This is a genomic window from Altererythrobacter sp. (assembly GCF_050299635.1).
GTDB lineage: Bacteria > Pseudomonadota > Alphaproteobacteria > Sphingomonadales > Sphingomonadaceae > Erythrobacter.
In genome coordinates, this window is sequence record NZ_JBNKWF010000096.1 from 1 (window position 1) to 510 (window position 510).

At 58.6% G+C, this 510-nt stretch carries 1 pseudogene; it reads right to left on the reverse strand.

Annotation, left to right across the window (positions count from 1 at the left end):
• Positions 1–354: 354 nt before the first annotated feature.
• Positions 355–510 (reverse strand): annotated as a pseudogene (locus ACQY6C_RS15025) (type I methionyl aminopeptidase); the annotation flags it as partial.

Below are 510 nucleotides of genomic sequence, written 5' to 3' on the forward strand. Positions count from 1 at the left end.
TGCCGTTGTCTTGCGCAGCGACCGGCATCGCCCAGAACAGCGCCAGCCCTAGAGCCAGCAGAACGAGAATTGGGAAATGGAGCAAACCGGCGCGTGAATGAGTTTGGACATTGGGCATGACAACCTCCTTCCAGAAGTCTGGTTGCGAAAGTGCCCTCCCTGAAAGCGCGTCGGGGGATCCAGCTTTTCGTGTCACGCAAAGTCACAAGCTCTGCCGTTTTATCCACTGCGCGCAGCGGAAACGAGGCGCCCACCAAGCCTGGCAAATGCTTCAGGCGACTCGGACCGTGTCCTAATATAGCCCAAAGAGGGCGGATTTCGGAGTTTGGCCGAGTTTTGCGCCTCGCCGTATGGTCAATAAGGCGGCTGATGCAGGCCTTTGGGACTTTCGGTGAAGATCTCGATCCCGTCCTCGGTAATACCGAGCGAGTGCTCGAATTGCGCCGATAGCGACTTGTCGCGGGTCACCGCAGTCCAGCCATCGCCAAGCACCTTGGCCCAGGGTTTGCC